This is a genomic window from Pseudomonas sp. FYR_7 (genome assembly GCF_043106155.1).
Taxonomy (GTDB): domain Bacteria; phylum Pseudomonadota; class Gammaproteobacteria; order Pseudomonadales; family Pseudomonadaceae; genus Aquipseudomonas; species Aquipseudomonas parafulva_B.
Genome location: NZ_JBICMI010000051.1, coordinates 89,110 through 110,540 on the forward strand (window position 1 = coordinate 89,110; position 21,431 = coordinate 110,540).

General features: G+C 62.7%; 18 protein-coding genes and 2 tRNA genes. 2 read left to right on the forward strand and 18 right to left on the reverse strand.

What is annotated here, in order from left to right; genetic code table 11:
* Window positions 1–3: 3 nt before the first annotated feature.
* The 13 genes from ACF8R3_RS13255 to leuC all read right to left on the reverse strand — a co-directional run bounded on the left by ACF8R3_RS13255 (window position 4) and on the right by leuC (window position 14,588).
* Entirely contained in the window at window positions 4–561 is a 558-nt protein-coding gene (locus ACF8R3_RS13255; RefSeq protein WP_058605534.1) for a CvpA family protein, read from the reverse strand.
* Window positions 562–720: 159 nt separating this feature from the next.
* Entirely contained in the window at window positions 721–1,377 is a 657-nt protein-coding gene (locus tag ACF8R3_RS13260; RefSeq protein WP_058637672.1) for an SPOR domain-containing protein, read from the reverse strand.
* Window positions 1,361–2,668, reverse strand: coding sequence for a bifunctional tetrahydrofolate synthase/dihydrofolate synthase (gene folC / locus ACF8R3_RS13265; protein WP_058637673.1), 1,308 nt, complete (start codon window positions 2,666–2,668; stop codon window positions 1,361–1,363). The genes ACF8R3_RS13260 and folC overlap by 17 nt, the downstream gene beginning before the upstream one ends.
* The gene (gene accD / locus ACF8R3_RS13270; RefSeq protein ID WP_058605537.1) at window positions 2,668–3,561 is read right to left on the reverse strand and encodes an acetyl-CoA carboxylase, carboxyltransferase subunit beta; all 894 of its coding nucleotides are present in this window, start codon (window positions 3,559–3,561) and stop codon (window positions 2,668–2,670) included. Before accD ends, folC begins: the two co-directional genes overlap by 1 nt.
* 218 nt (window positions 3,562–3,779) lie before the next feature.
* On the reverse strand, window positions 3,780–4,400 hold the full coding sequence (locus ACF8R3_RS13275; protein ID WP_145256428.1) for a phosphoribosylanthranilate isomerase: 621 nt from the start codon (window positions 4,398–4,400) through the stop codon (window positions 3,780–3,782).
* Window positions 4,401–4,458: 58 nt separating this feature from the next.
* Entirely contained in the window at window positions 4,459–5,313 is an 855-nt protein-coding gene (truA, locus tag ACF8R3_RS13280; RefSeq protein WP_058605539.1) for a tRNA pseudouridine(38-40) synthase TruA, read from the reverse strand.
* Between the two features lie 111 nt (window positions 5,314–5,424).
* Window positions 5,425–8,040 (reverse strand): FimV/HubP family polar landmark protein, encoded by a 2,616-nt coding sequence (locus ACF8R3_RS13285; RefSeq protein WP_392515707.1) that lies wholly within the window; start codon window positions 8,038–8,040, stop codon window positions 5,425–5,427.
* Window positions 8,041–8,111: 71 nt separating this feature from the next.
* Complete coding sequence (locus ACF8R3_RS13290) at window positions 8,112–9,116, reverse strand: aspartate-semialdehyde dehydrogenase (RefSeq protein WP_078478227.1); 1,005 nt, start codon at window positions 9,114–9,116, stop codon at window positions 8,112–8,114.
* Window positions 9,117–9,297: 181 nt separating this feature from the next.
* Window positions 9,298–10,410, reverse strand: coding sequence for an aspartate-semialdehyde dehydrogenase (asd, locus tag ACF8R3_RS13295; RefSeq protein WP_058637677.1), 1,113 nt, complete (start codon window positions 10,408–10,410; stop codon window positions 9,298–9,300).
* Window positions 10,411–10,472: 62 nt separating this feature from the next.
* Window positions 10,473–11,555, reverse strand: a complete 1,083-nt coding sequence (gene leuB / locus ACF8R3_RS13300) for a 3-isopropylmalate dehydrogenase (RefSeq protein WP_023535973.1) — start codon at window positions 11,553–11,555, stop codon at window positions 10,473–10,475.
* A 54-nt stretch (window positions 11,556–11,609) separates the two neighbouring features.
* A complete protein-coding gene (locus tag ACF8R3_RS13305; RefSeq protein WP_058637678.1) occupies window positions 11,610–12,374 on the reverse strand; it encodes a class I SAM-dependent methyltransferase in 765 nt (254 codons plus the stop codon).
* Between the two features lie 139 nt (window positions 12,375–12,513).
* Window positions 12,514–13,158 (reverse strand): 3-isopropylmalate dehydratase small subunit, encoded by a 645-nt coding sequence (leuD, locus tag ACF8R3_RS13310; RefSeq protein WP_058605545.1) that lies wholly within the window; start codon window positions 13,156–13,158, stop codon window positions 12,514–12,516.
* A complete protein-coding gene (leuC, locus tag ACF8R3_RS13315; RefSeq protein WP_058637679.1) occupies window positions 13,155–14,588 on the reverse strand; it encodes a 3-isopropylmalate dehydratase large subunit in 1,434 nt (477 codons plus the stop codon). The genes leuD and leuC overlap by 4 nt, the downstream gene beginning before the upstream one ends.
* Before the next feature lie 130 nt (window positions 14,589–14,718).
* Between leuC and ACF8R3_RS13320 the strand changes: the two genes are divergently transcribed.
* Both ACF8R3_RS13320 and ACF8R3_RS13325 read left to right on the forward strand, forming a co-directional pair.
* Window positions 14,719–15,597, forward strand: coding sequence for a LysR family transcriptional regulator (locus ACF8R3_RS13320; protein WP_058637680.1), 879 nt, complete (start codon window positions 14,719–14,721; stop codon window positions 15,595–15,597).
* 56 nt (window positions 15,598–15,653) lie between these two features.
* Complete coding sequence (locus tag ACF8R3_RS13325) at window positions 15,654–18,938, forward strand: bifunctional diguanylate cyclase/phosphodiesterase (protein WP_078478225.1); 3,285 nt, start codon at window positions 15,654–15,656, stop codon at window positions 18,936–18,938.
* 66 nt (window positions 18,939–19,004) lie between these two features.
* On the opposite strand, the gene ACF8R3_RS13330 is transcribed toward ACF8R3_RS13325, so the two are convergent.
* From ACF8R3_RS13330 to ACF8R3_RS13350, 5 genes are all read right to left on the reverse strand, one after another.
* Window positions 19,005–19,448, reverse strand: a complete 444-nt coding sequence (locus tag ACF8R3_RS13330) for an Hsp20 family protein (protein WP_027916483.1) — start codon at window positions 19,446–19,448, stop codon at window positions 19,005–19,007.
* Between the two features lie 131 nt (window positions 19,449–19,579).
* The gene (locus tag ACF8R3_RS13335) at window positions 19,580–20,551 is read right to left on the reverse strand and encodes a tRNA-dihydrouridine synthase (protein ID WP_058637682.1); all 972 of its coding nucleotides are present in this window, start codon (window positions 20,549–20,551) and stop codon (window positions 19,580–19,582) included.
* 50 nt (window positions 20,552–20,601) lie between these two features.
* A complete protein-coding gene (locus ACF8R3_RS13340; RefSeq protein ID WP_392515708.1) occupies window positions 20,602–21,036 on the reverse strand; it encodes an acyl-CoA thioesterase in 435 nt (144 codons plus the stop codon).
* A gap of 159 nt (window positions 21,037–21,195) precedes the next feature.
* A tRNA-Glu gene (locus tag ACF8R3_RS13345) sits at window positions 21,196–21,271 on the reverse strand.
* Between the two features lie 42 nt (window positions 21,272–21,313).
* Window positions 21,314–21,389 (reverse strand) — tRNA-Ala (locus ACF8R3_RS13350).
* Between the last annotated feature and the right edge of the window lie 42 nt (window positions 21,390–21,431).

The window sequence follows — 21,431 nt, forward strand, 5'->3', positions numbered from 1 at the left end:
CGCTCAAGGCCGGGTCGGCCCGAGCAGCTGCTCCTTGAACGGAAGATCAGACGGTGTACTGATCGCTCCGCCGGACATCCATTGGCTGGTGAAGCCCACAACCAGGTTTTTGGACCAGTCGGCTACCAGTAGAAACCGGGGTATCAGGCGAGACTCCTGCCACCACGTGTCTTGTTGAACCGGCCCCAGGCTCAGCAGCCCGAGTGCCACGACCACCAGCAGGCCGCCCCTGGCGGCGCCGAAGACCATGCCCAGAAAACGATCGGTGCCCGACAGGCCGGTGACACGAATCAGTTCGCCGATGAGAAAGTTGAGCATCGCCCCCACCAGCAAGGTGGCGACGAACAAGATACCGCAGCCTGCGATCACGCGCATGGAGGGCGTCTGGATATAGCTTTCCAGGTACACCGAAAGCGAGCCACCGAACATCCACGCCACCGCACCGGCAATGATCCAGATGAGCAAGGACAGGGCTTCCTTGACGAAGCCGCGTTTGAGACTGATCAGTGTGGAGACGGCGATGATCGCAATGATCGCCCAATCAACCAGGGTAAATGCCACGGTGCTGCCTGCAGATCGTTGAGGCGGCGGATTTTACCAGAGCGACGAGGGCTTGGGTAAGCGGAATGTCAGTGGATGATCCAGCCAGCACAGCGAGCCTGCAGGGCACCGCCCGCAGGCTCGCTGCCTGGCACGGGACGGTGATGCCGCCCCTCGCCTTCAGCTGCGTTCCGGCTGGAAGCGCACGACAAAGCCCTTGAGGCTGTTCTGGCGGTTGATGGCATCGCGGGTGCGCTCGGCGTCGGCACGCTCGATAAGCGGGCCGACATACACCCGGTTCATGCCACCGGCCGCACGGATATAGGCGTTGTAGCCTTGGCTACGCAAGGTCTGCTGAAGCTTCTCGGCGCCTGCCCGGTTGGACAGGCTCGCCAACTGGATCGACCAACTGACCGGCAGGCCGTTGGCGTCGAGTTTGGACGACGCGGCAGCTTTGGTCGACGTCGCAGCTGGCGCAGAAGCGGCCGGCGCCTTGGGCTCGGCCTTGGCCACGGCCGCCGGAGCAGGCTGGGCCTGCTGTGTCTGCGGCGACGGCGTGATGGGTTGGCTGGGCGCACGCGCAGGCGCGGACGACTCGTCTACCACCACCGGCGACGGGTCCGCTTGCTCCGGCAAGGCCTGGGGTTCTGGCACGGCAACAGGGTCGACCTTTACTTCAGGCAGCGACGGTGCAGCAGGCGCTTTTGGGGCATCGACATGCACCTCACGCATTTCATCCTGCCGCGAAAACAGCATCGGCAGGAAAATCACCGCCAGCGCCACCAGCACCAGCGCACCGATCATGCGCTGCTTCATTCCTTTATCCAGCACTGCCATCTATCCCACCCTCCTGGGGATGCCGCTGCAACCATTCCAGCGCCTGAGCGACACAGAAAAACGAACCGAACAGCAGGATCTGATCATCTGCCGTGGCGTTCGCGCACTGCCCCTCCAGGGCAGCGTCGACGCTGGCATAAGACTTCACCGTGGCGCCGAGGTTCGTCAGGGCCTCTGCCAATTGCGCGGCGGGCCGGGTACGCGGGGTGGCAAGCGGCGCAACGGCCCACTCATCGACCAAGGGATGCAAGGACGCAATCACACCCTCGAGGTCCTTGTCGCAAAGCAAGCCGAACACGGCCAGACGCCGACCGATCAGTGGTCGGGATGCCAGACGCCGGGCCAGGTACTGCGCTGCATGTGGGTTATGCCCCACATCCAGCAGCAGCTCCACCGCGACGCCACGCCAGTGGATCACGCGCCGGTCGAGACGACCCGTGATGCGCGTCTGGACCAATGCCTGGCTCAGCTGCGCAGGGCTCCAGGGCAGGCCGCTCAGCAGGTAGGCTTGCAGGGCCAAGGCTGCGTTTTCCATGGGCAGGTCCAGCAGGGGCAGGTCCATCAAGGCGACTTTTTCACCTTCGCCGGACGTCCCGTACCAGCTCCAGCCATGCTCGGCCACCTGAAGGTCGAAGTCGCGACCCCGCAACCGCAGCGGGGCCGCCAGTTCGCTGGCCTTGTCCAGGAGCGGCTGGGGTGGATCGAGGTCGCCACAGAGCGCAGGCTTGCCGGCACGGAAGATACCGGCCTTCTCGAAGGCCACCTGCTCGCGGGTATCGCCCAGGTAATCGATGTGGTCGACCCCGATGCTGGTCACCAGCGCGATGTCGGCGTCCACGACATTCACCGTGTCCAACCGCCCGCCCAGCCCGACTTCCAGCACCACTGCGTCGAGCTGCGAACGCTCGAACAGCCAGAACGCCGCCAGGGTACCCATCTCGAAATAGGTCAGGGAGATTTCGCCGCGCGCCGCCTCGACCGCTGCGAACGCCTCGCACAACTGCGCATCGCTGGCTTCGACGCCGTCGATGATCACCCGCTCGTTGTAGCGCAGCAAGTGCGGCGAGCTGTACACGCCAACCTTCAACCCCTGGGCACGCAGCAGCGAAGCGAGGAACGCGCAGGTCGACCCCTTGCCGTTGGTGCCCGTTACCGTCACCACACGTGGGGCAAGCTTGCCCAACGCCAGGCGCGCCAGCACCGCCTGCGACCGCTCCAGCCCCATGTCGATGGCCGAGGGGTGCAACTGCTCAAGATAGGCGAGCCACTCGCCAAGGGTCCGTTGGGTCATCACGCGACCGCAGCCGCCTCGAGGGCTTCGACCGGCGTCTGCTGGCCGGTCATCTGGGCCAGCAGGCGCGCCAGCCGTGGACGCAGGTCGCCACGAGAGATGATCAGGTCGATGGCACCGTGCTCCAGCAGGAATTCGCTGCGCTGGAAGCCTTCAGGCAGCTTCTCGCGTACGGTCTGCTCGATGACGCGCGGGCCGGCAAAGCCGATCAGGGCCTTGGGTTCGCCAACGATGACATCGCCCAGCATCGCCAGGCTGGCGGACACGCCACCGTAGACCGGGTCGGTCAGTACCGAGATGAACGGGATGCCTTCTTCACGCAGACGCGCCAGCACGGCAGAGGTCTTGGCCATCTGCATCAGCGAGATCAGCGCTTCCTGCATGCGGGCACCGCCGGAAGCCGAGAAACACACCATTGGGCAGCGATGCTCCAGGGCATAGTTGGCTGCGCGCACGAAGCGCTCGCCGACGATGGCACCCATGGAACCGCCCATGAAGGAGAATTCGAATGCACTGACCACGATCGGCATGCCCATCAGGGTGCCGCTCATGGAGATCAGGGCGTCCTTTTCACCGGTCTGTTTCTGCGCGCCGGTCAGGCGGTCCTTGTACTTCTTGCTGTCGCGGAACTTCAACCGGTCGACCGGCTCCAGGTCGGCACCCAGCTCGGCACGGCCCTCGGCATCCAGGAAGATATCGATGCGAGCACGTGCGCCGATGCGCATGTGGTGGTTGCACTTGGGGCATACGTCCAGGGTCTTTTCCAGCTCCGGACGGTACAGCACGGCCTCACAGGACGGGCATTTGTGCCACAGGCCTTCAGGTACCGAGCTCTTCTTCACCTCGGAACGCATGATGGAAGGGATCAGTTTGTCGACTAACCAGTTGCTCATGCTTTCTTTCTCCAGTATCGGCGGGAGGGGACCAGCGTAGCCGGCCTGCCCTTCCCTTTTGAGCTCAAATGCTTAAAACGTGGGTGAAACGGCGACCCGGGTTCAGTACCCCTGCCGCGCCACCCTGAACAATTCGGTTGACCGCCCCACGCGGGGCCAGCCGGCCCACGGGCTGAGATAGCTATGGACGATGGCACGCTGCCTGCCGTCACATCTGCTCAAGCCTGTTTCACCGCGCGTACGAATGCTTCTATTCTGGCCGCATCCTTGATGCCCTTGGCTTGCTCGACCCCGCCGCTGACATCGACCGCGTACGGGCGCACCTGGGCGATCGCCTGCCCGACGTTGTCCGCCGACAGGCCACCGGCCAGGATGATCGGCTTGCCCAGGTCGGCAGGCACCAGTGACCAGTCGAACGCTTCGCCCGTGCCCCCAGGCACACCCGGCACGAAGGTGTCCAGCAAGATACCGGATGCGCCAGCATATTGCCGGCACGCAAGCTTCAGGTCGTCATCCGGACGTACTCGCAGTGCCTTGATCCACGGCCGGTGATGGCCTGCGCAATCGTGCGGGGTTTCATCACCATGGAACTGCAAAAGATCCAGGGGCACCGCTTCGAGTATTTCGCTCAGCTCGCAACGCGTGGCATTGACGAACAACCCGACCGTGGTCACGAAGGGCGGCAGCTCGGCAATGATGGCACGCGCCTGCTGTACGCTCACGGCACGCGGGCTCTTGGCATAGAAGACCAGCCCGATGGCATCGGCGCCGGCCTCGGCAGCTGCAAGAGCGTCTTCGATGCGGGTGATCCCGCAGATTTTACTGCGAACGATGCTCATGGGCAGCCACCTGTTTGCGCGGTCAAAGGCGGAATCTTAGCAAATGGCGCTTCGTGCGTCAGTCCGCCAATGCATCGTAGCCCGTCAGAAAGTGTGGGCCAATGTAACGCTCAGGCAGCGCAAACGCCTCCGGGTACTCCACCTGGACCAGGTAAAGCCCGTAGGGGTGGGCCGTGACGCCACCTTCGCGGCGGTCCCGTCCCTCCAGCACCTGGCGCGCCCACTCAACCGGCCGCTCCCCTGCGCCGATAGCCATCAGCACGCCAGCAATGTTGCGCACCATGTGATGCAGGAAGGCGGTAGCCCGGACATCCAGCACGATCATCTGCCCGTGACGCGTCACCCGCAGGTGGTAAATGTGCTTGATCGGCGACTTGGCCTGACACTGGCTAGCGCGGAACGCGCTGAAATCATGGGTGCCAAGCAAACTTGAGGCAGCCTGGGCCATGCGCTCGACGTCGAGCGGGCGATGATTCCAGGTCACCTCCTCGGCCAGGTGAGCAGGCCGAATCGGGTCGTTGTAAATCACGTAGCGATAGCGCCTGGCACAAGCCTTGAACCGCGCATGAAAATCGGCAGGCATGGGCCTGGACCACACGACGCTGATGTCATGGGGCAAGTTGAAATTGGTGCCCATGGTCCAGGCACGTTCATCACGCACCGCTCGGGTGTCGAAGTGCACGACCTGCCCACAGCCATGCACGCCGGCATCGGTACGCCCAGCACAGACGACTGAAATGGGTTCGTTGGCCACTTTGGAAAGTGCCTGTTCCAACGCTTGCTGAACGCTGGGCACGCCGCTGGCCTGACGTTGCCAGCCGCGGTAGCGGGCGCCCTTGTATTCCACACCCAGGGCGATGCGCGTGCAGCCTTCGGCAGCGGATTCGGCCGAGGCGGTGTCGATGATGTCCAAGAATCTGCAACCTGTTGGTGAACCAAATGCCGGGGATTATAACGACAATGGCAGCCGTTCAGGGCTGCCATCAGGTTCACGCGTTACAACCCAAGGGCTTCACGCGAGGGCCTAGACCAGACGCGAAAGCATGTCCTCTGCTTCTTCGCGCTGACGCTCATCGCCATCCTTGACCACTTCATCGAGGATGTCGCGGGCGCCCTGGTGATCACCCATATCGATGTAGGCGCGGGCCAGATCGAGCTTGGTGGCCACTTCGTCGGCTCCGGAAAAGAAATCGAAATCCAGGTCGTCGATCGGTTCGAGCTCAGGTTGCGCAGCGGCGTCCTCGGCAGTGAAGTGAGGCTCCAGGGAGGGCGACTCCAGGCTTTGTGAAAGCTTGTCCAGCTCGGCGTTGACGTCATCGAGCTCGGAGGCGAACTGCTGCGCGCCTGGCGAGTCGTCCTGCAGGGACAGGTCGAAGTCCGCCGGCAGGTCGAAATCGGTGGCCGGATCGAAAGCCGGTACCGGATCGACCGTACTTGGCGCAGCGTCATCCCGACCACCCGCCCCCTCGGGCTCCCCGATGTCCAGGTCGAAATCGGACAGGTCCTGGGCTGGTTGAGCTTCAGCACTGGCCTGCGCCAGCAAGGTTTCGAAGTCTGCATCGGCCGGGTCTTGCATCTGCCCTCCTGCAGAGAGCGCCTCATCGGCCGGGTGGGCAGCCGATGTCGCGGGTTCGGGAGAAGGGTCGTCCAGGCTCAAGTCGAAGTTGTCCTCCAGCGCCTGATCATCCAGCGCCGCAGTGTCGAGCGTCGGAATATCGTTGAAGGCGTCCGGCCCGGCGGCGGCCTGTGTGTCCGACTCTGCTGGCTCTGCATGCGGTGAACCCGGCTGATCATCGAGCAGCCCTTGCACATACTGCTCGTCTAGCTTGGCTGCCAAGGCAGCCGCACCCACGCCGGCCGCGGCGAGGGCCAACATCGCCGGGTAACGCTCGCGAAGGCTGGCCACTTCTGCCGTGTTCCCGGCCGTCGCCGGCAACTGGCGCTCCTGCTCGGCGAATGCGCTTTGATCACCTTGGCGGGCATAGACCTCCATCAACTTCAAGCGCAGGTCATCGCGTCTGGGCGCGCTGGCAACTGCAGGCTCCAGCAGCTCGGTGGCGCGGTTCAGGCGGCCTTCGGCAATGCACGTGTCCGCCTGTGCCAACAATGGCCCATAAGGGTCTGCCGCAGGCTCACGCACAGGCTGTGCAGCCGTTTTTTCAGAGGCCGCTGCGGCTGCCGCTGAGGCGGCGACTGCCGCTGGCGACAGCGTAACGGTCGGGGACACGACTTCTACGCCATCAAGGCTGTCGTCCTCTGGATCGAAACCCTCGATCTGCTCCTCCTCCAAAGCGCGCGCCATGCGCAAATGCTTTTCGGCTTCCTGTTGGGCCCTGCGCTTACGCGCCAGCAGCCAGAGCAGCAGCGCCAGGACCAAGACGGTAGAACCGGCGATCAGCCATAGCAACCAGCGGCTTCCCAGCACGTCGTCCAGGGTGCTATCCGACGAGGTTTGTGCGGCGGGTTGAGCGTCTGGCGCAACCGAGGGCGCTGGCGCGATCACGGGTTGATCGGGAACGGTCGGCTGGCTCGCTGTCGGCACCGGATCGGTCACAGGCACAGCCGCCTGGGACGGCGCCGGGGCCTGCTGACCGGGCTCGCCAGGGACAGTCGCTGCTGGCGCAGGGGTAGCCGCGCCTTGCGCTTCCAGCCGGGCCAACTGATCGTTCTTGAGCTCGATCAGGCGCTGCAGCTTGTCCAACTGGCTCTGCAGGTCGGACATGCGGCTTTTGAGTTCTTCGTTGTCGCGGCGACTGGTGTCCAGGCTTTCCTGCGCCACTGCCAACTTGTCGTTCAGCGCCTTGGCCTGCCCAGCACCAGGCTGGTTGCCGGGGCTGACCAGACGCAGGTTGTCGCCTTGGGCGATGGCAGCGGGCGCGGCGTCTGCGGCACCACGCCGGGTGGCGTCGAGCTGGCGGGCACGCGGCCCCAGGCGACGCCCCTCGCGCCAAGCCGCGTACTGCTCAGCGACCTCGCGATTGGCTTCGCCTTGGGCGATGCTCTGGATCTGTTGCTGATCGGGCAGGCGCAATACCTGGCCAACCTTGAGCTGGTTGATGTTGTTGCCGATGAACGCATCCGGGTTCAGCGCCTGGATCGCGATCATCGTTTGCTGGATCGATCCACCCTGGGCATTACGCGCTGCGATCTGCCACAGAGTATCGCGGCGCTGGGTCGTGTAGCTGCCAGGGCCGGTGGTCGCAGCGGCGACATTGCCTGTTGCGGCTTCTGGGCCCTGGGCCTTGGCCTGATCCAGCAGGACGTTGTAGTCACGCAACAGGCGGCCTTGAGGCCACATCACCTGCACCAGGAACTTGACCACTGGCCCCGGCATGGGCTGGCTGGAGGTCACGCGAAGCACGCTTCGGCCATTGGGGTTGATCACGGGCGTGAAGCGCAAGTCCTGCAGGGCGCTCGAGAAGTTCACGCCTGCCTTGGCGAATTCCTCAGGCGGGGCCAGGCTCGGTGCCAACTGCGCCGCGGTCAGGTCTCGCACATCGAGCAGTTCGATCTCGGCCTCCAGGGGCTGGTTCTGCGCCGACTTGAGGGTCAGCTCTCCCAGGCCCAGAGCATTGGCCATGCCCGAGGACAGCGCCGAGGCTGCTGCCATGGCCAGAACCAGTTTGCGGATTCGAAGCATGAACTCTTCCCTTGTATGGATCGTCCCGAAACGTGCAGGCAGAGCAGGACAAAAGTGCCTGCCAGTATCTTTTACAGACCGTGTTTAATCAACAATTGCGCCACCTGCACAGCGTTTAGCGCCGCGCCCTTGCGCACATTGTCGGTGGTCAGCCAAAGGTTGAGCTGCTGCGCTTGATCAACACCATGGCGTACACGTCCAACATAGACCACGTCCTGCCCGACTGCGTCGCCCACCGGCGTTGGATAATCGTCCAGGTCTACCCGTTCGATGCCAGGCGCCACCTCCAACGCCTGGTTGACGGCCGCCAGATCCACGGCGTGGCGGCACTGCACGGCCACATTGAAGCTATCGCCGAAAAAGACCGGGACTTGAATGCAGCTTGTTGAAATACTCAGTTCAGGCTGGCCCAACAGCTCGCGCAGCTCCTGCACCATGCGCCGCTCCACGGTGGTATGGCCCTGTTCGTCGACCTTGCCGACCTGGGCCAACACGTTGAAGGCGACCTGGCGGTCGAAGAAGTGCGGTTCCAACGGGCGGGCATTGAGCAACTCGGCCGTTTGCCGCGCAAGCTCGTTGACCGCCTCACGGCCTTGAGCCGACACTGCCAAAGACGCCACCACCTGAACATGCTCGATGTCCAGCAAATGCTTGATCGGGGCCAGGGCGGCGGCGGCGGCCACGGCGCCTGAACAGGGGCTGGTGATCAGCGCGGGCAGCTTCAGCCCAGCCACTTGATCGGCGTTGGCTTCTGGAACGACAGCCAGTGCGTTGTCCAGGGCACCGGACAGGTCGATGACGGTGCAGCCCGCTTGCACAGCCTGGGCGGCGAAGCTGCGACTGACCGCGGCACTGGCTGCAAAGAACGCCAGCTTGACCTGCGCAAAATCGAACCCCTCGACCTCACGTACCTTGAGCTTCCTGCCGGCGAACATCACGCTACTGCCCGCCGACTCGATGCTGGCGAGCAGGTGCAGGGTGGCGACCGGGAAATCCAGCTCTTCGAGAATCTGGACCAACGTCTCACCGACGCTGCCGGTGGCACCGACGACGGCGATATCGAATGAAGGTTTCATATTGCAGGCTGCCTCTGGCGAAACGGGAGCGGCACTTTACCTGCATTACACAACCGAGGCCAACGCCGACCCGTGGCAGGGAGTCGCCAGCTGTGCGCAGGCTTCCCCTGCCACCTGCACTGCGCGCCGCAAAAAAAAACCCGCGCTGGAAGTAGCGCGGGTTCGGGTACAGATGGCTGTATCAACGTTCCAGCAGGATCCGCAACATGCGACGCAGCGGCTCGGCAGCGCCCCACAGCAGTTGGTCACCCACCGTGAACGCCCCCAGGTACTGGGAACCCATGTTCAGCTTGCGCAAACGTCCAACCGGGATATTCAGCGTGCCGGTCACCTTGGTAGGGGTCAGTTCCTGCATGCTGATTTCACGCTGGTTGGGCACCAGCTTCACCCAAGGATTGTGCTGGCTGATCATGCCTTCGATGTCGGCGATCGGCACATCCTTGTTCAGCTTGATGGTCAGCGCCTGGCTGTGGCAACGCATGGCACCGATGCGCACGCAGATGCCATCGACCGGAATCGGGTTCTTGAAGCGACCCAGAATCTTGTTGGTTTCGGCCTGCGCCTTCCATTCTTCGCGGCTTTGGCCGTTGGGCAATTCCTTGTCGATCCAGGGGATCAGGCTGCCGGCCAGGGGGACGCCGAAGTTTTCAGCCGGATAGGCCTCGCTGCGCATGGCCTCGGCCACTTTGCGGTCGATGTCGAGGATGGCACTGGCCGGGTTGGCCAGGTCATCGGCGACCGCCGCATGGGTGGCGCCCATCTGCTTGATCAGCTCGCGCATGTTCTGCGCCCCTGCACCGGACGCTGCCTGGTAGGTCATGGCACTCATCCAGTCCACCAGACCGGCTTCGAACAATCCGCCAAGGCCCATCAGCATCAGGCTGACCGTGCAATTGCCGCCGATGAAGTTGCGGGTACCGGCGTCGAGCTGGTGATCGATGACCTTGCGGTTGACCGGGTCGAGCACGATGACTGCATCATCCTGCATGCGCAAAGACGAGGCCGCATCGATCCAGTAGCCCTGCCAGCCTGCTTCGCGCAGCTTGGGAAACACTTCATTGGTGTAGTCGCCGCCCTGGCAAGTCAGGATCACGTCGAGGGTCTTGAGCTCTTCGATGGAATACGCGTCCTTGAGCGGCGCGGTATCCTTGCCCACGTTCGGGCCTTGGCCACCAATATTGGAGGTGGTGAAGAACACGGGCTCGATAAGGTCGAAATCCTGCTCCTCCAGCATTCGCTGCATGAGCACGGAACCAACCATGCCGCGCCAACCGATCAGACCTACACGTTTCATCGCAACTACACCTTTGCTAAAAGTGGGCCGCCATCGGGATTGGGGATGGCGGGCCAGAGAGATTACAGATTCCGCAGCGCTGCGACTACTGCGTCGCCCATTTCCTGCGTACCTACTTTGCGGCAGCCTTCGGAGAAGATGTCGCCAGTGCGCAAGCCCTGGTCAAGCACCAGGCTGACCGCCTGCTCGATGGCCTCGGCGGCAGCCGACTGGTCGAAGCTGTAGCGCAGCATCATCGACACGGACAGGATGGTGGCCAACGGGTTGGCGATCCCTGCACCGGCAATGTCTGGCGCCGAGCCGTGGCAAGGCTCGTACATGCCCTTGTTGTTGGCATCGAGCGACGCCGAAGGCAGCATGCCGATGGAACCGGTCAGCATGGAAGCTTCATCCGACAGAATGTCGCCGAACATGTTGTCGGTCACCATGACGTCGAACTGCTTCGGCGCGCGCACCAGCTGCATCGCCGCGTTGTCGACATACATATGGCTCAGTTCCACATCCGGGTAATCCTGTGCCACGCTCTCGACCACTTCACGCCACAGCTGGCTGGAAGCCAGAACGTTGGCCTTGTCCACCGAGCACAGCTTCTTGCCACGCACCCGCGCCATGTCGAAACCCACGCGGGCGATGCGCCGCACTTCGCTTTCGCTGTAGGGCAAGGTGTCGTAGGCCTGGCGCTCGCCACCTTCAAGTTCGCGCTGACCACGTGGGGCACCGAAGTAGATGCCGCCGGTCAGCTCGCGCACGATGAGGATGTCCAGGCCAGAGACGATTTCCGGCTTGAGCGAGGACGCATCGGCCAGCTGCGGGTAGAGAATGGCCGGGCGCAAGTTGGCAAACAGCCCCAGCTGCGAGCGGATCTTCAGCAGGCCGCGTTCAGGGCGAATGTCACGCTCGATCTTGTCCCACTTGGGACCGCCCACGGCGCCGAGCAGCACGGCATCGGCCTGGCGTGCACGCTCCAGGGTTTCATCGGCCAGCGGCACCCCGTGCTTGTCGATGGCTGCGCCACCGATCACGTCATGGGTCAGGCTCAGGTCGAGCTGGAACTTGTCATTGGCCAGCTCCAGCACCTTGACGGCTTCGGCCATGATTTCAGGACCAATGCCATCACCCGGAAGAATCAAAATCTGCTTGCTCATGCTTTCCTCTATGCATTCACGCAGCGCGGCGAATGGGGCCGCGCCGAAAAAGGCTTAACGTTCTGCCCACAGCACCAGCACATCCGTGCTGAACGAGCCATCGGCCTCGATCTGGTAATACTGCCGTACTTCTTCGCCCATGGCTTGCTGCAGTTCGCGGATGGCCAGGCGCATCAGCTCAGGGGTGCGCATGCGCTCGACCCAACTGCCGAACTCCAGGCGCAGTGACTGCCGGGCATGACTGCGAACACGCAGGCCGGCCTCGCTGACCTGGCGCTGCCACTGGGCAGCAGAGTAATTGCGAACGTGACTGGTGTCGCGCAACACCTCTACTGCTTGCAGATACGTGTCCAGCAGCGGGCTACCCGGCGACATGACGTCAATGAATGCAGCCACACCGCCTGGCTTGAGCACGCGGCGCACTTCGCGCAGCGCCAGGCCCAGGTCGCTCCAGTGATGGGCTGAGTAGCGGCTGAACACATAATCGAACGAAGCATCGGCAAACGGCAGGGATTCTGCCGCGCCACGCTCGGTCATGATATTGGTCAGCGCACGATCGGCGGCAGCGTTGGCGACGACGTCCAGCATGGACTGGGAAAGGTCGTACGCGACCACCTGCGCCACCAACGGCGCAATCTGGAAGCTGACGTGACCTGCCCCGCAGCCCAGGTCCAGCACGCGTGCGTCGACCTGCCCCTGCAACTGGGCCTGCAACAGCGCGAACTCGCTGCCTTGAGCATGCACGGCGCTGCTAAGGTAGGCCCCAGCCTGATCGCCGAACTGGCGCTGAACCACATCGGTATGCTGCGTGCGCGTCATTGGAATGTCCTGGTGGTGGAGTAGTCGCCGATATGGGCTCGGCCATTGCGCCAGTGGCACTGGCTTGAGCCACGGTGCGTGGGTGACGCCGCTTGCACCGACCTGCTGGCAAGCAGGCCGGCGAGCGCGCAGGCTTTAGTCAGGCGTCGCGAAACAGCCAGGGTTGCGCAGCACGGTGCTTGTCCTCGAACGCCTTGATCGCATCGCTGTCCTGCAGGGTCAGGCCAATGTCGTCCAGGCCATTGAGCAGGCAATGCTTGCGGAATGCGTCGATCTCGAAGTGCAGCACCTTGCCATCTGGGCGTGTGACCGCCTGGGCCTGCAGGTCGATGGTCAGCTGGTAACCTGGCGCAGCTTCCACCTGCTTGAACAGCTCATCGACGTCTTCATCGCTGAGGATGATCGGCAACAAGCCATTCTTGAAGCTGTTGTTGAAAAAGATGTCGGCAAAGCTGGGCGCGATGATGCTCCGAAAGCCGTACTCGTCCAGTGCCCAAGGGGCATGCTCACGGCTGGACCCGCAACCGAAGTTCTCCCGCGCCAACAACACGCTGGCGCCTTGGTAGCGCTGGTGATTGAGCACGAATTCCTCGTTTACCGGGCGCTTGCTGTTGTCCTGATAGGGTTGACCTACGTCCAGGTAGCGCCATTCGTCGAACAGGTTGGGGCCAAAGCCTGTGCGCTTGATCGACTTCAAGAACTGCTTGGGGATGATCTGGTCGGTATCGACGTTGGCACGGTCCAACGGCGCAACCAGGCCAATGTGCTGAGTGAAAGCTTTCATGCTGCGCTCCCTTGGATCAACTCGCGGACATCGATGAAGTGGCCGGTGACGGCGGCTGCGGCGGCCATGGCCGGGCTCACCAGGTGCGTGCGGCCACCTGCGCCCTGACGCCCTTCGAAGTTACGGTTGGAGGTGGATGCGCAGTGCTCGCCGCTTTCCAGCCGATCGGGGTTCATGGCCAGGCACATCGAGCAACCTGGCTCGCGCCATTCGAAGCCGGCTTCGACGAATATCTTGTCCAGGCCTTCGCGCTCGGCCTGAGCCTTCACCAGGCCCGAGCCGGGGACGACGATGGCTTGCTTGACGCTGCTCGCCACCTTGCGGCCCTTGGCGATCTCCGCTGCCGCGCGCAGGTCTTCGATGCGCGAATTGGTGCACGAGCCTATGAACACGCGATCCAGGTGGATATCAGTGATCGCCTGGTTGGCCTGCAAGCCCATGTACTTCAGGGCGCGCTCAATGGAGCCACGCTTGACCAGGTCCGCTTCGGCAGCCGGATCCGGCACACGCTGGTCGACGGCAAGCACCATTTCTGGCGAGGTACCCCAGCTGACCTGCGGCTTGATCTGCGTGGCATCGAGTTCGACCACGGTATCGAAAACCGCATCCTCATCGGAGACCAGGTCTTTCCAGGCCTGGACAGCACGGGTCCACTGCTCGCCCTTGGGCGAGTACGGGCGGCCTTCGACATAAGCGATGGTGGTGGCGTCAGTGGCCACCAACCCGACACGGGCACCGGCTTCGATGGACATGTTGCAGATGGTCATGCGGCCTTCCATCGACAACGCGCGAATGGCACTGCCGGCGAACTCCATCGCGTGACCGTTGCCACCGGCAGTGCCGATCTTGCCGATTACCGCCAGGACGATGTCCTTGGCCGTGACACCCGGCGACAGTTGCCCCTCGACCCGCACCAGCATGTTCTTCATCTTCTTGGCCACCAGGCACTGGGTAGCCAGCACGTGCTCGACCTCGGAGGTGCCGATGCCGTGGGCCAGCGCACCGAAGGCGCCGTGGGTTGAGGTATGCGAGTCGCCGCAGACCACGGTCATGCCTGGCAAGGTAGCGCCCTGTTCGGGGCTGATGACATGAACGATGCCCTGGCGCTCGTCGTTCATCTTGAATTCGACGATGCCGTATTCGTCACAGTTCTCGTCGAGGGTCTGCACCTGCAGGCGCGACACCTGGTCGACGATGGCCTCGATCCCGCCCTTGCGCTCGGGGGTGGTCGGCACGTTATGGTCGGGCGTGGCGATGTTGGCATCGATACGCCATGGCTTGCGCTTGGCCAGGCGCAGCCCTTCGAAAGCCTGCGGGGAGGTCACTTCATGGATGATGTGACGGTCGATGTAGATCAAGGACGAGCCGTCGTCACGGCGCTTGACCTCGTGGGCTTCCCAGAGTTTGTCGTAGAGCGTTTTGCCAGCCATCGGACTGTTCCTCATCAGCGTCTTTCTATGCCAAAGACCACTTGGCTTGTATGGGCGATGCTAGGGGGTTAGATTGAATAACTCAAATTCATATTTTTTATCCTTTGGATAACCAAAAGGAATTCAGTAAATGGACTTGGCCAATCTCAGCGCATTTATCGCCATTGCGGAAACTGGCAGCTTTTCCAGTGCGGCAGAACGCCTGTACCTGACCCAGCCCGCTGTCAGCAAGCGCATTGCTGGCCTGGAGCAGCAGTTGAGCACACGGTTATTCGACCGCCTGGGCCGCGAGATAACCTTGACCGAAGCCGGGCGGGCACTGTTGCCCAGGGCCTACCAGATTCTCAACGTACTGGAGGATACCCGACGGGCGCTGACCAATCTGTCAGGGGAAGTGGGGGGGCGCCTGACCCTGGCAACAAGCCATCACATCGGCCTGCACCGCCTCCCCCCACTGCTGCGGGCTTTCACCCGCCAATACCCGGCAGTGGCGCTGGATATTCAGTTCCTGGATTCGGAACAGGCCTACGATGAGATTCTGCATGGTCGAGCCGAACTCGCCGTCATCACCCTGGCACCTGAACCTCATCCCCTGATCAACGCTGTACCGGTATGGCAGGACGCGCTGGATTTCGTAGCCGCCCCGGAGCACCCATTGGCCAACAACGACGCCGTTACCCTTGCTGATGTGGCGTGCCACCCCGCCGTGTTTCCAGGGGGCAATACGTTCACCCACCACATTGTCCAGCGTCTGTTCGAAAGCCAAGGCCTGACACCGAACATCGCCATGAGCACCAACTACCTGGAAACCATCAAGATGATGGTATCGATCGGCCTAGCGTGGAGCGTGCTGCCGCGCACGATGCTTGACGAACAGGTGGCGCCCATCGCCTTGCCCGGCATTGGGTTGTCCCGCCAGCTAGGCTACATTCTGCACACCGAGCGCACCCTGTCCAACGCTGCCAAGGCGTTCATGGCCCTGCTCGATGGCCATGCGGCAAGCGCCTGAATAGCCGTCAGCCCGGCCCCTTCAAGGATGTGTCCCATGCCAAAGGTCTGGTAATCATGCCCAAATCAGCAAATCGCTTGATGCGCCTGCCGCGAATCCATGCGGCAGAGCCCGAGGCGGCGGAGCAGGCTTGGCAGAGTGCGCCGCAGCTGTTGGCTGCCCTGAACGGTGCACGCCTGGGTGCGTGGCTTTGGGATATCGAAAGCGGCCGGGTCAGTTGGTCCCGGGGCACCCAGGCCCTGTTCGGTTTCGACCCGCTGCGCGCCCTGCCCGGAGACATCGACTACCTGGACCTGCTGGCCGAGGAGGACCGCGCGCGAACACGCAAGGCGTTTCAGGCGGTGTTCGATGGCGAACCGGTAGGGCGAGCCATGCGCCACCGCATTCGCTGGCCAGACGGCAGCCTGCATTGGCTGGAGATCAATGGCAGCCTGACTTGCGACCCGCACGGCAGACCGCAGATGATTGGGGTAGTACGCGAGATCACGCGCCAGCGCGAGCGGGAAACCGCGCTAATGAATTCCGAAAAGCGCCTCGCTACCCTCTTCCACCTGAGCCCGAATGCCATTTTGTTGACCCGTCGTGATGACGGCATGATCTTCGAAGTCAATCAGCACTTCGAAGATACGTTCGCCTGGCCCGCCAGCCAGGTCATCGGCCGCACCAGCGTGGCGCTGGGGTTGTGGGCCGACGCCGCACAACGCCAGCACATGCTCGACTCTTCTCGCCTGAGCGGCGGCCCGCTGACCATGGAGGTGCAGTTCCGCGGCAGCGACGGCAAGGTCCATGATGGCATCCTTTGCACCCAGGGCATCGAGCTCGAAGGCACCACCTATCAGCTCAGTACCTTCGTCGACACCACCGAGCGCAAGCGCGCGGACCTTGCCCTCAAGGACAGCCAGGAGCGTCTGGACCTGGCGCTGGACTCGGCGCAGCTGGGCACGTGGGACTGGCACATTCCCAGCGGCATGCTCTACGGTTCGGCCCGGGCTGCACAACTGCACGGGCTGCCGCCAGTAGCCTTTCACGAATCCTTCGATGCGTTTTTCGAAGGCGTTCCGGAACAGGAGCGCCTCTCCATGCGCAAGGCCTACAGCAGCCTGCGCGAAGGGCCGGCCGGCAATTATCAGTTCACGTACCGGGTACAGTTGGAGAACGGCGTCTCGCGGTATATCGAAAGCCGTGCGCGCTTGTATCGCGACGAGCACAGCAACCCTCTGCGCATGGCGGGCACCCTGCTCGACATCACCGACCAGGTTGAACGCGAGCTTCGCCTCAGTGCCTCGGAAGAAAAGTTTGCCAGCCTGTTTCAAGTCAGCCCCGACCCGATCTGCGTGACGCGTCAGGACACGGGACAGTTCATCGAGATCAACCCCGCCTTTACCCACACCTTCGGCTGGACGACCGAGCAGTTGATCGGCCGCACGGCCCAGGAGATAGGCCTGTGGGCCGAATCTGCCCTGCGAGCCCACCGCATCGAGCGGGTCATCCGCGAGCAGGCCTTGACCAACGTGGCGTTGGTCGTCCACCACCGCAGTGGCGAAGCCTTGACCTGCCTGATCTCCAGCCGCCTCATCACCGTGGACAACCAACCCTGCAGCGTCACCACGCTGCGCGACATCACTCAACAACAGCGGGCAGAGGCAGCGCTCAAATCCAGCGAAGAGAAATTCGCCAAGGCGTTTCACTCAAGCCCGGACGCCATCACCATCACCGAATGCCTAACCGGGCGCTACCTGGAAATCAACGACGGTTTCTGCCGGCTGACTGGATACTCGGTGGGCGACGTCGTCGGGCGCACCGTATTCGACATCGGAATCTGGACCGATGCGCAACAGCGAACCGCCTTGCTGGCTGAACTGCGCGAGCATGGCCGGGTACATCATCGGGAAATGCTGGGGCGCAACAAGCGCGGCGATCTCCTGACGGTAGAGGTGTCCGTGGAGCAGATCATGCTCAACGATGTAGAGTGCCTGCTGATGACCGCCCGGGACGTCAGCCAACTGAAACAAGCCCAGGCACAGATCCGTCACCTTGCCTACCATGACCCGCTGACCAATCTTCCAAACCGTGCCCTGCTGATGGAGCGGCTGGGTCAGCAGATTGCCCTGCTCAAGCGGCGCGACTTGCGTGGTGCCCTGCTTTTCCTCGACCTGGATCATTTCAAGCACATCAACGACTCGCTGGGCCACCCGGTCGGTGATGCCGTGCTCAAGATCATCACGGCCAGGCTTGAGGCCAGCGTACGTGTGGAGGACACCGTGGCACGGCTGGGTGGTGACGAGTTCGTGGTACTGCTCAGCGGCCTGGAAGGCAATCGTGATGAGGTCGAGCATACGGTTCGCCAGCTGGCTGACACCGTACGCGCCCTGTTGGCCCAGCCCATGTCACTCGACGGCCAGCGCCTGCAGGTGACCCCCAGCATTGGCGTGGCTTTGATCCCGGACCACGGCACAACCCCAGCCGATCTGCTCAAACGCGCCGACATCGCGCTTTACCGCGCCAAGGACTCCGGGCGCAACACGACTCAACTGTTTCACGCCACCATGCAGAAGGCGGCCAGCGAACGCCTGCGCATGGAGAGTGATCTACGCCTGGCGCTGGCCCGTGGCGAAATGGCCCTGCATTACCAACCACAGGTCGACGCGCGCGACAAACGGATCGTCGGCGCCGAGGTGCTGCTACGCTGGCACCACCCTCAACTCGGCCAGCAGTCGCCGGGCCAGTTCATCCAGGTCCTGGAGGAAAGCGGGTTGATTCTGGAGGTGGGCAACTGGGTACTCGATGAGGCGTGCGTTGCCTGCGCCCACCTGCTGGCCGACGGCTTGATCGATGTCGACGATTTCAGCCTGTGCGTCAACATCAGCCCGCGGCAATTTCGCCAGAAAGATTTTGTTGGCCGCGTCTTGCGCTGCCTCGACGACAGTCAACTGCCCAGGAAACTGCTCAAGCTCGAGATCACCGAAGGTATCGTCATCCAGAACCTAGAAGACACCATCGCCAAGATGCGAGAGTTGCAAAGCCACGGGGTAACGTTTGCCATGGACGACTTCGGCACAGGGTATTCCTCGCTGACCTACCTCAAACGCCTTCCAGTCGATGCCCTGAAGATCGACCAGACGTTCGTCCGTGACGTGACGATAGATCCCAACGATGCTGAAATCGTCCGCGCCATCGTGGCCATGGCGCTTAGCCTTGGGCTTGCGGTAATCGCCGAGGGTGTAGAGCTGGCCGAACAGCTGGCGTTTCTGGAAAAACTGGGGTGTCACCTGTACCAGGGCTACCTGCACAGCCGGCCTTTGCCGCTGCAGGCGTTTCGGCAACTGTTGCAAGCGCCCTGAAGTGGCGGCGCGCCAGCACAACGCAAGAAGGGCACCCTAGGGTGCCCTTCCTGTTGATGCGCTGGATCAATTCAGCGCGGGTTGCTCGCCGTTGATCGGGATGCGTTTGGCCTTGGCTTCTTCAGGCACGATACGCAGCAGATCGATGCTGAGCAGACCGTTGGCCAAGCCAGCAGCCTTGACCTCGATGTGGTCAGCCAGGCGGAAGGAGAGCTTGAAGGCGCGCTGGGCAATGCCCTGGTGCAGGTATGTCACTTCTGCCGAGCCATTGTCACGCTTGCCACCGGTAACGGTGAGCACGCCTTTTTCGACCTGAAGGTCGAGATCCTCTTCCTGGAAACCAGCCGCGGCAACCACAATGCGGTACTGGTCATCACCGTGCTTTTCCACGTTGTAGGGTGGGTAGCTGCTACCGGCCTCATTGCGGGCCGCGGATTCGAACAGGTCATTGAAGCGGTCGAAACCAACGGAGTGGCGGAACAGTGGTGCAAGAGAGAAAGCGGTAGTCATGGTCATAACTCCTGAGATATCAGCAAGTAAGTCATTACGCGACCCGAATTCGGCATCGCGTACTCAAGAGATATGGCCCATCAATGTGCTTTCAAGGGCAGTGCCAAAAAAATTTCGGCGGTGCCAGGCGGTCACGCTACCTGTGCTTCATCTGCCGTCGGCGTCAGGCCAAGCAAGCGCCCGATGCGCGTGCAGTCCTCTTCGCGGCGCAACTCGGCAAACAGAAGTACGGCCTCGGGGTAGCTGCGCGTTAGCATGGCGACCCACTGCTTCATGCGTCCAGGGGCGTAACGGGGTGACAGTTTGGCCTGGGCCTGCCGCCAGAATGCCTGAAGTAGCGGCAGCAGTTGATCCCAACCCATGGCCTGGTAGGGCGTCCCGGCATTGGCGGCGGCGATCTGCATACCCAGGTCCGGGCGAGACACCAGGCCACGCCCCAGCATAATGTGCTCGGCGCCGCTGACTTCCCGGCAACGACGCCAGTCCTCGACTGTCCAGATCTCGCCATTGGCAAACACCGGCACCTTGACCACGTCCTGAACGCGCGCCACCCATTCCCAGTGCGCGGGTGGCTTGTAGCCTTCAACCTTGGTCCGCGCATGCACCACCAAATGGGCCGCCCCGCCCTCGGCCAGGGCCACGCCACAGTCCAGCGCCCCGTCCGGGCTGTCAAAACCCAGGCGCATCTTGGCGGTGACGGGGATCGAGGCAGGCACCGCGCGCCGGACCTCGCGGACAATGGCGTGAAGCAGCTCAGGCTCCTTGAGCAGCACCGCCCCGCCCCGGGACTTGTTCACCGTCTTGGCAGGGCAGCCAAAGTTGAGGTCGATTACCGGGGCGCCCAGCTCGCAGGCCAATGCAGCGTTATCGGCAAGGCACGCCGGGTCAGACCCCAGCAGTTGCACACGCATGGGCACCCCTGCCGCCGTATGCGCGCCGTTGCTCAGCTCGGGGGCCAGTTTATGGAACGAAGAAGCTGGCAGCAGACGATCACAGACGCGGATGAATTCGCTGACGCACCAATCGACGCCGCCTACGCGGGTCAGCACGTCTCGCAGAATGTTGTCGACCAGCCCCTCCATCGGGGCCAGGGCAATTTGCATGGAATGATCTCGGCGCAAAAGGCGGCAGTCTAGCAAAATTTGCGCGTACTTCAGGCCAGGATCAGCGCTGGCGCGTAACCTTCCAGAAATTCGGCAGGCATGCGCTTGGGTTTGCCGGTAGAGAGCTCGATACAGGCAAAGGTGGTCCGGGCGCGAAGCAATACCACCCCATCGTGCGCACGGCGCAGCTGAAAGCGTCGGGTCATGCGCAGACGCTGGTCCCAGTCGACGATCCAGGTGGCTAATTCCAATTCGTCACCTTCGTAAGCGGCGGCGAGGTAATCGATTTCGTGACGGACCACCGCCATGGCGCGATCAAGCCGGCAATACGCCGCCAGGTCCAATCCCAGGCGTTGGGAATGCCGCCAGGCGCACCGCTCCAGCCAGGTGACGTAGACGGCATTGTTGGCATGCCCCAGGCCATCGATGTCTTCACTGCCGACATGCACGTCGATGATGAAAGGTGTGGGCAGGTCCCAGCTCATGTTGATGTCCCAAGGGCAAAAGGGGGATTTAGCAGTGAGCGAACGAAAAATGTCTACCCCAGAACGGAGGGCGGCGTTGGGATTTTTTCGGTAGAAAAAACAAAAGGCCCATTCAATATGCGAATGAGCCTTTAAAGTCCCGCAAAACGCGGGTAAACGTGGCGTCCCCTAGGGGACTCGAACCCCTGTTACCGCCGTGAAAGGGCGGTGTCCTAGGCCACTAGACGAAGGGGACGTAACCTTCGCAAAAGTCTGCAATGCAAACCCTGGCAGTAATTGGTGGAGCTAAGCGGGATCGAACCGCTGACCTCCTGCATGCCATGCAGGCGCTCTCCCAGCTGAGCTATAGCCCCGGATTTTTAGCCTCGCGGCCCAGCACTGTCGAAACACTGCTT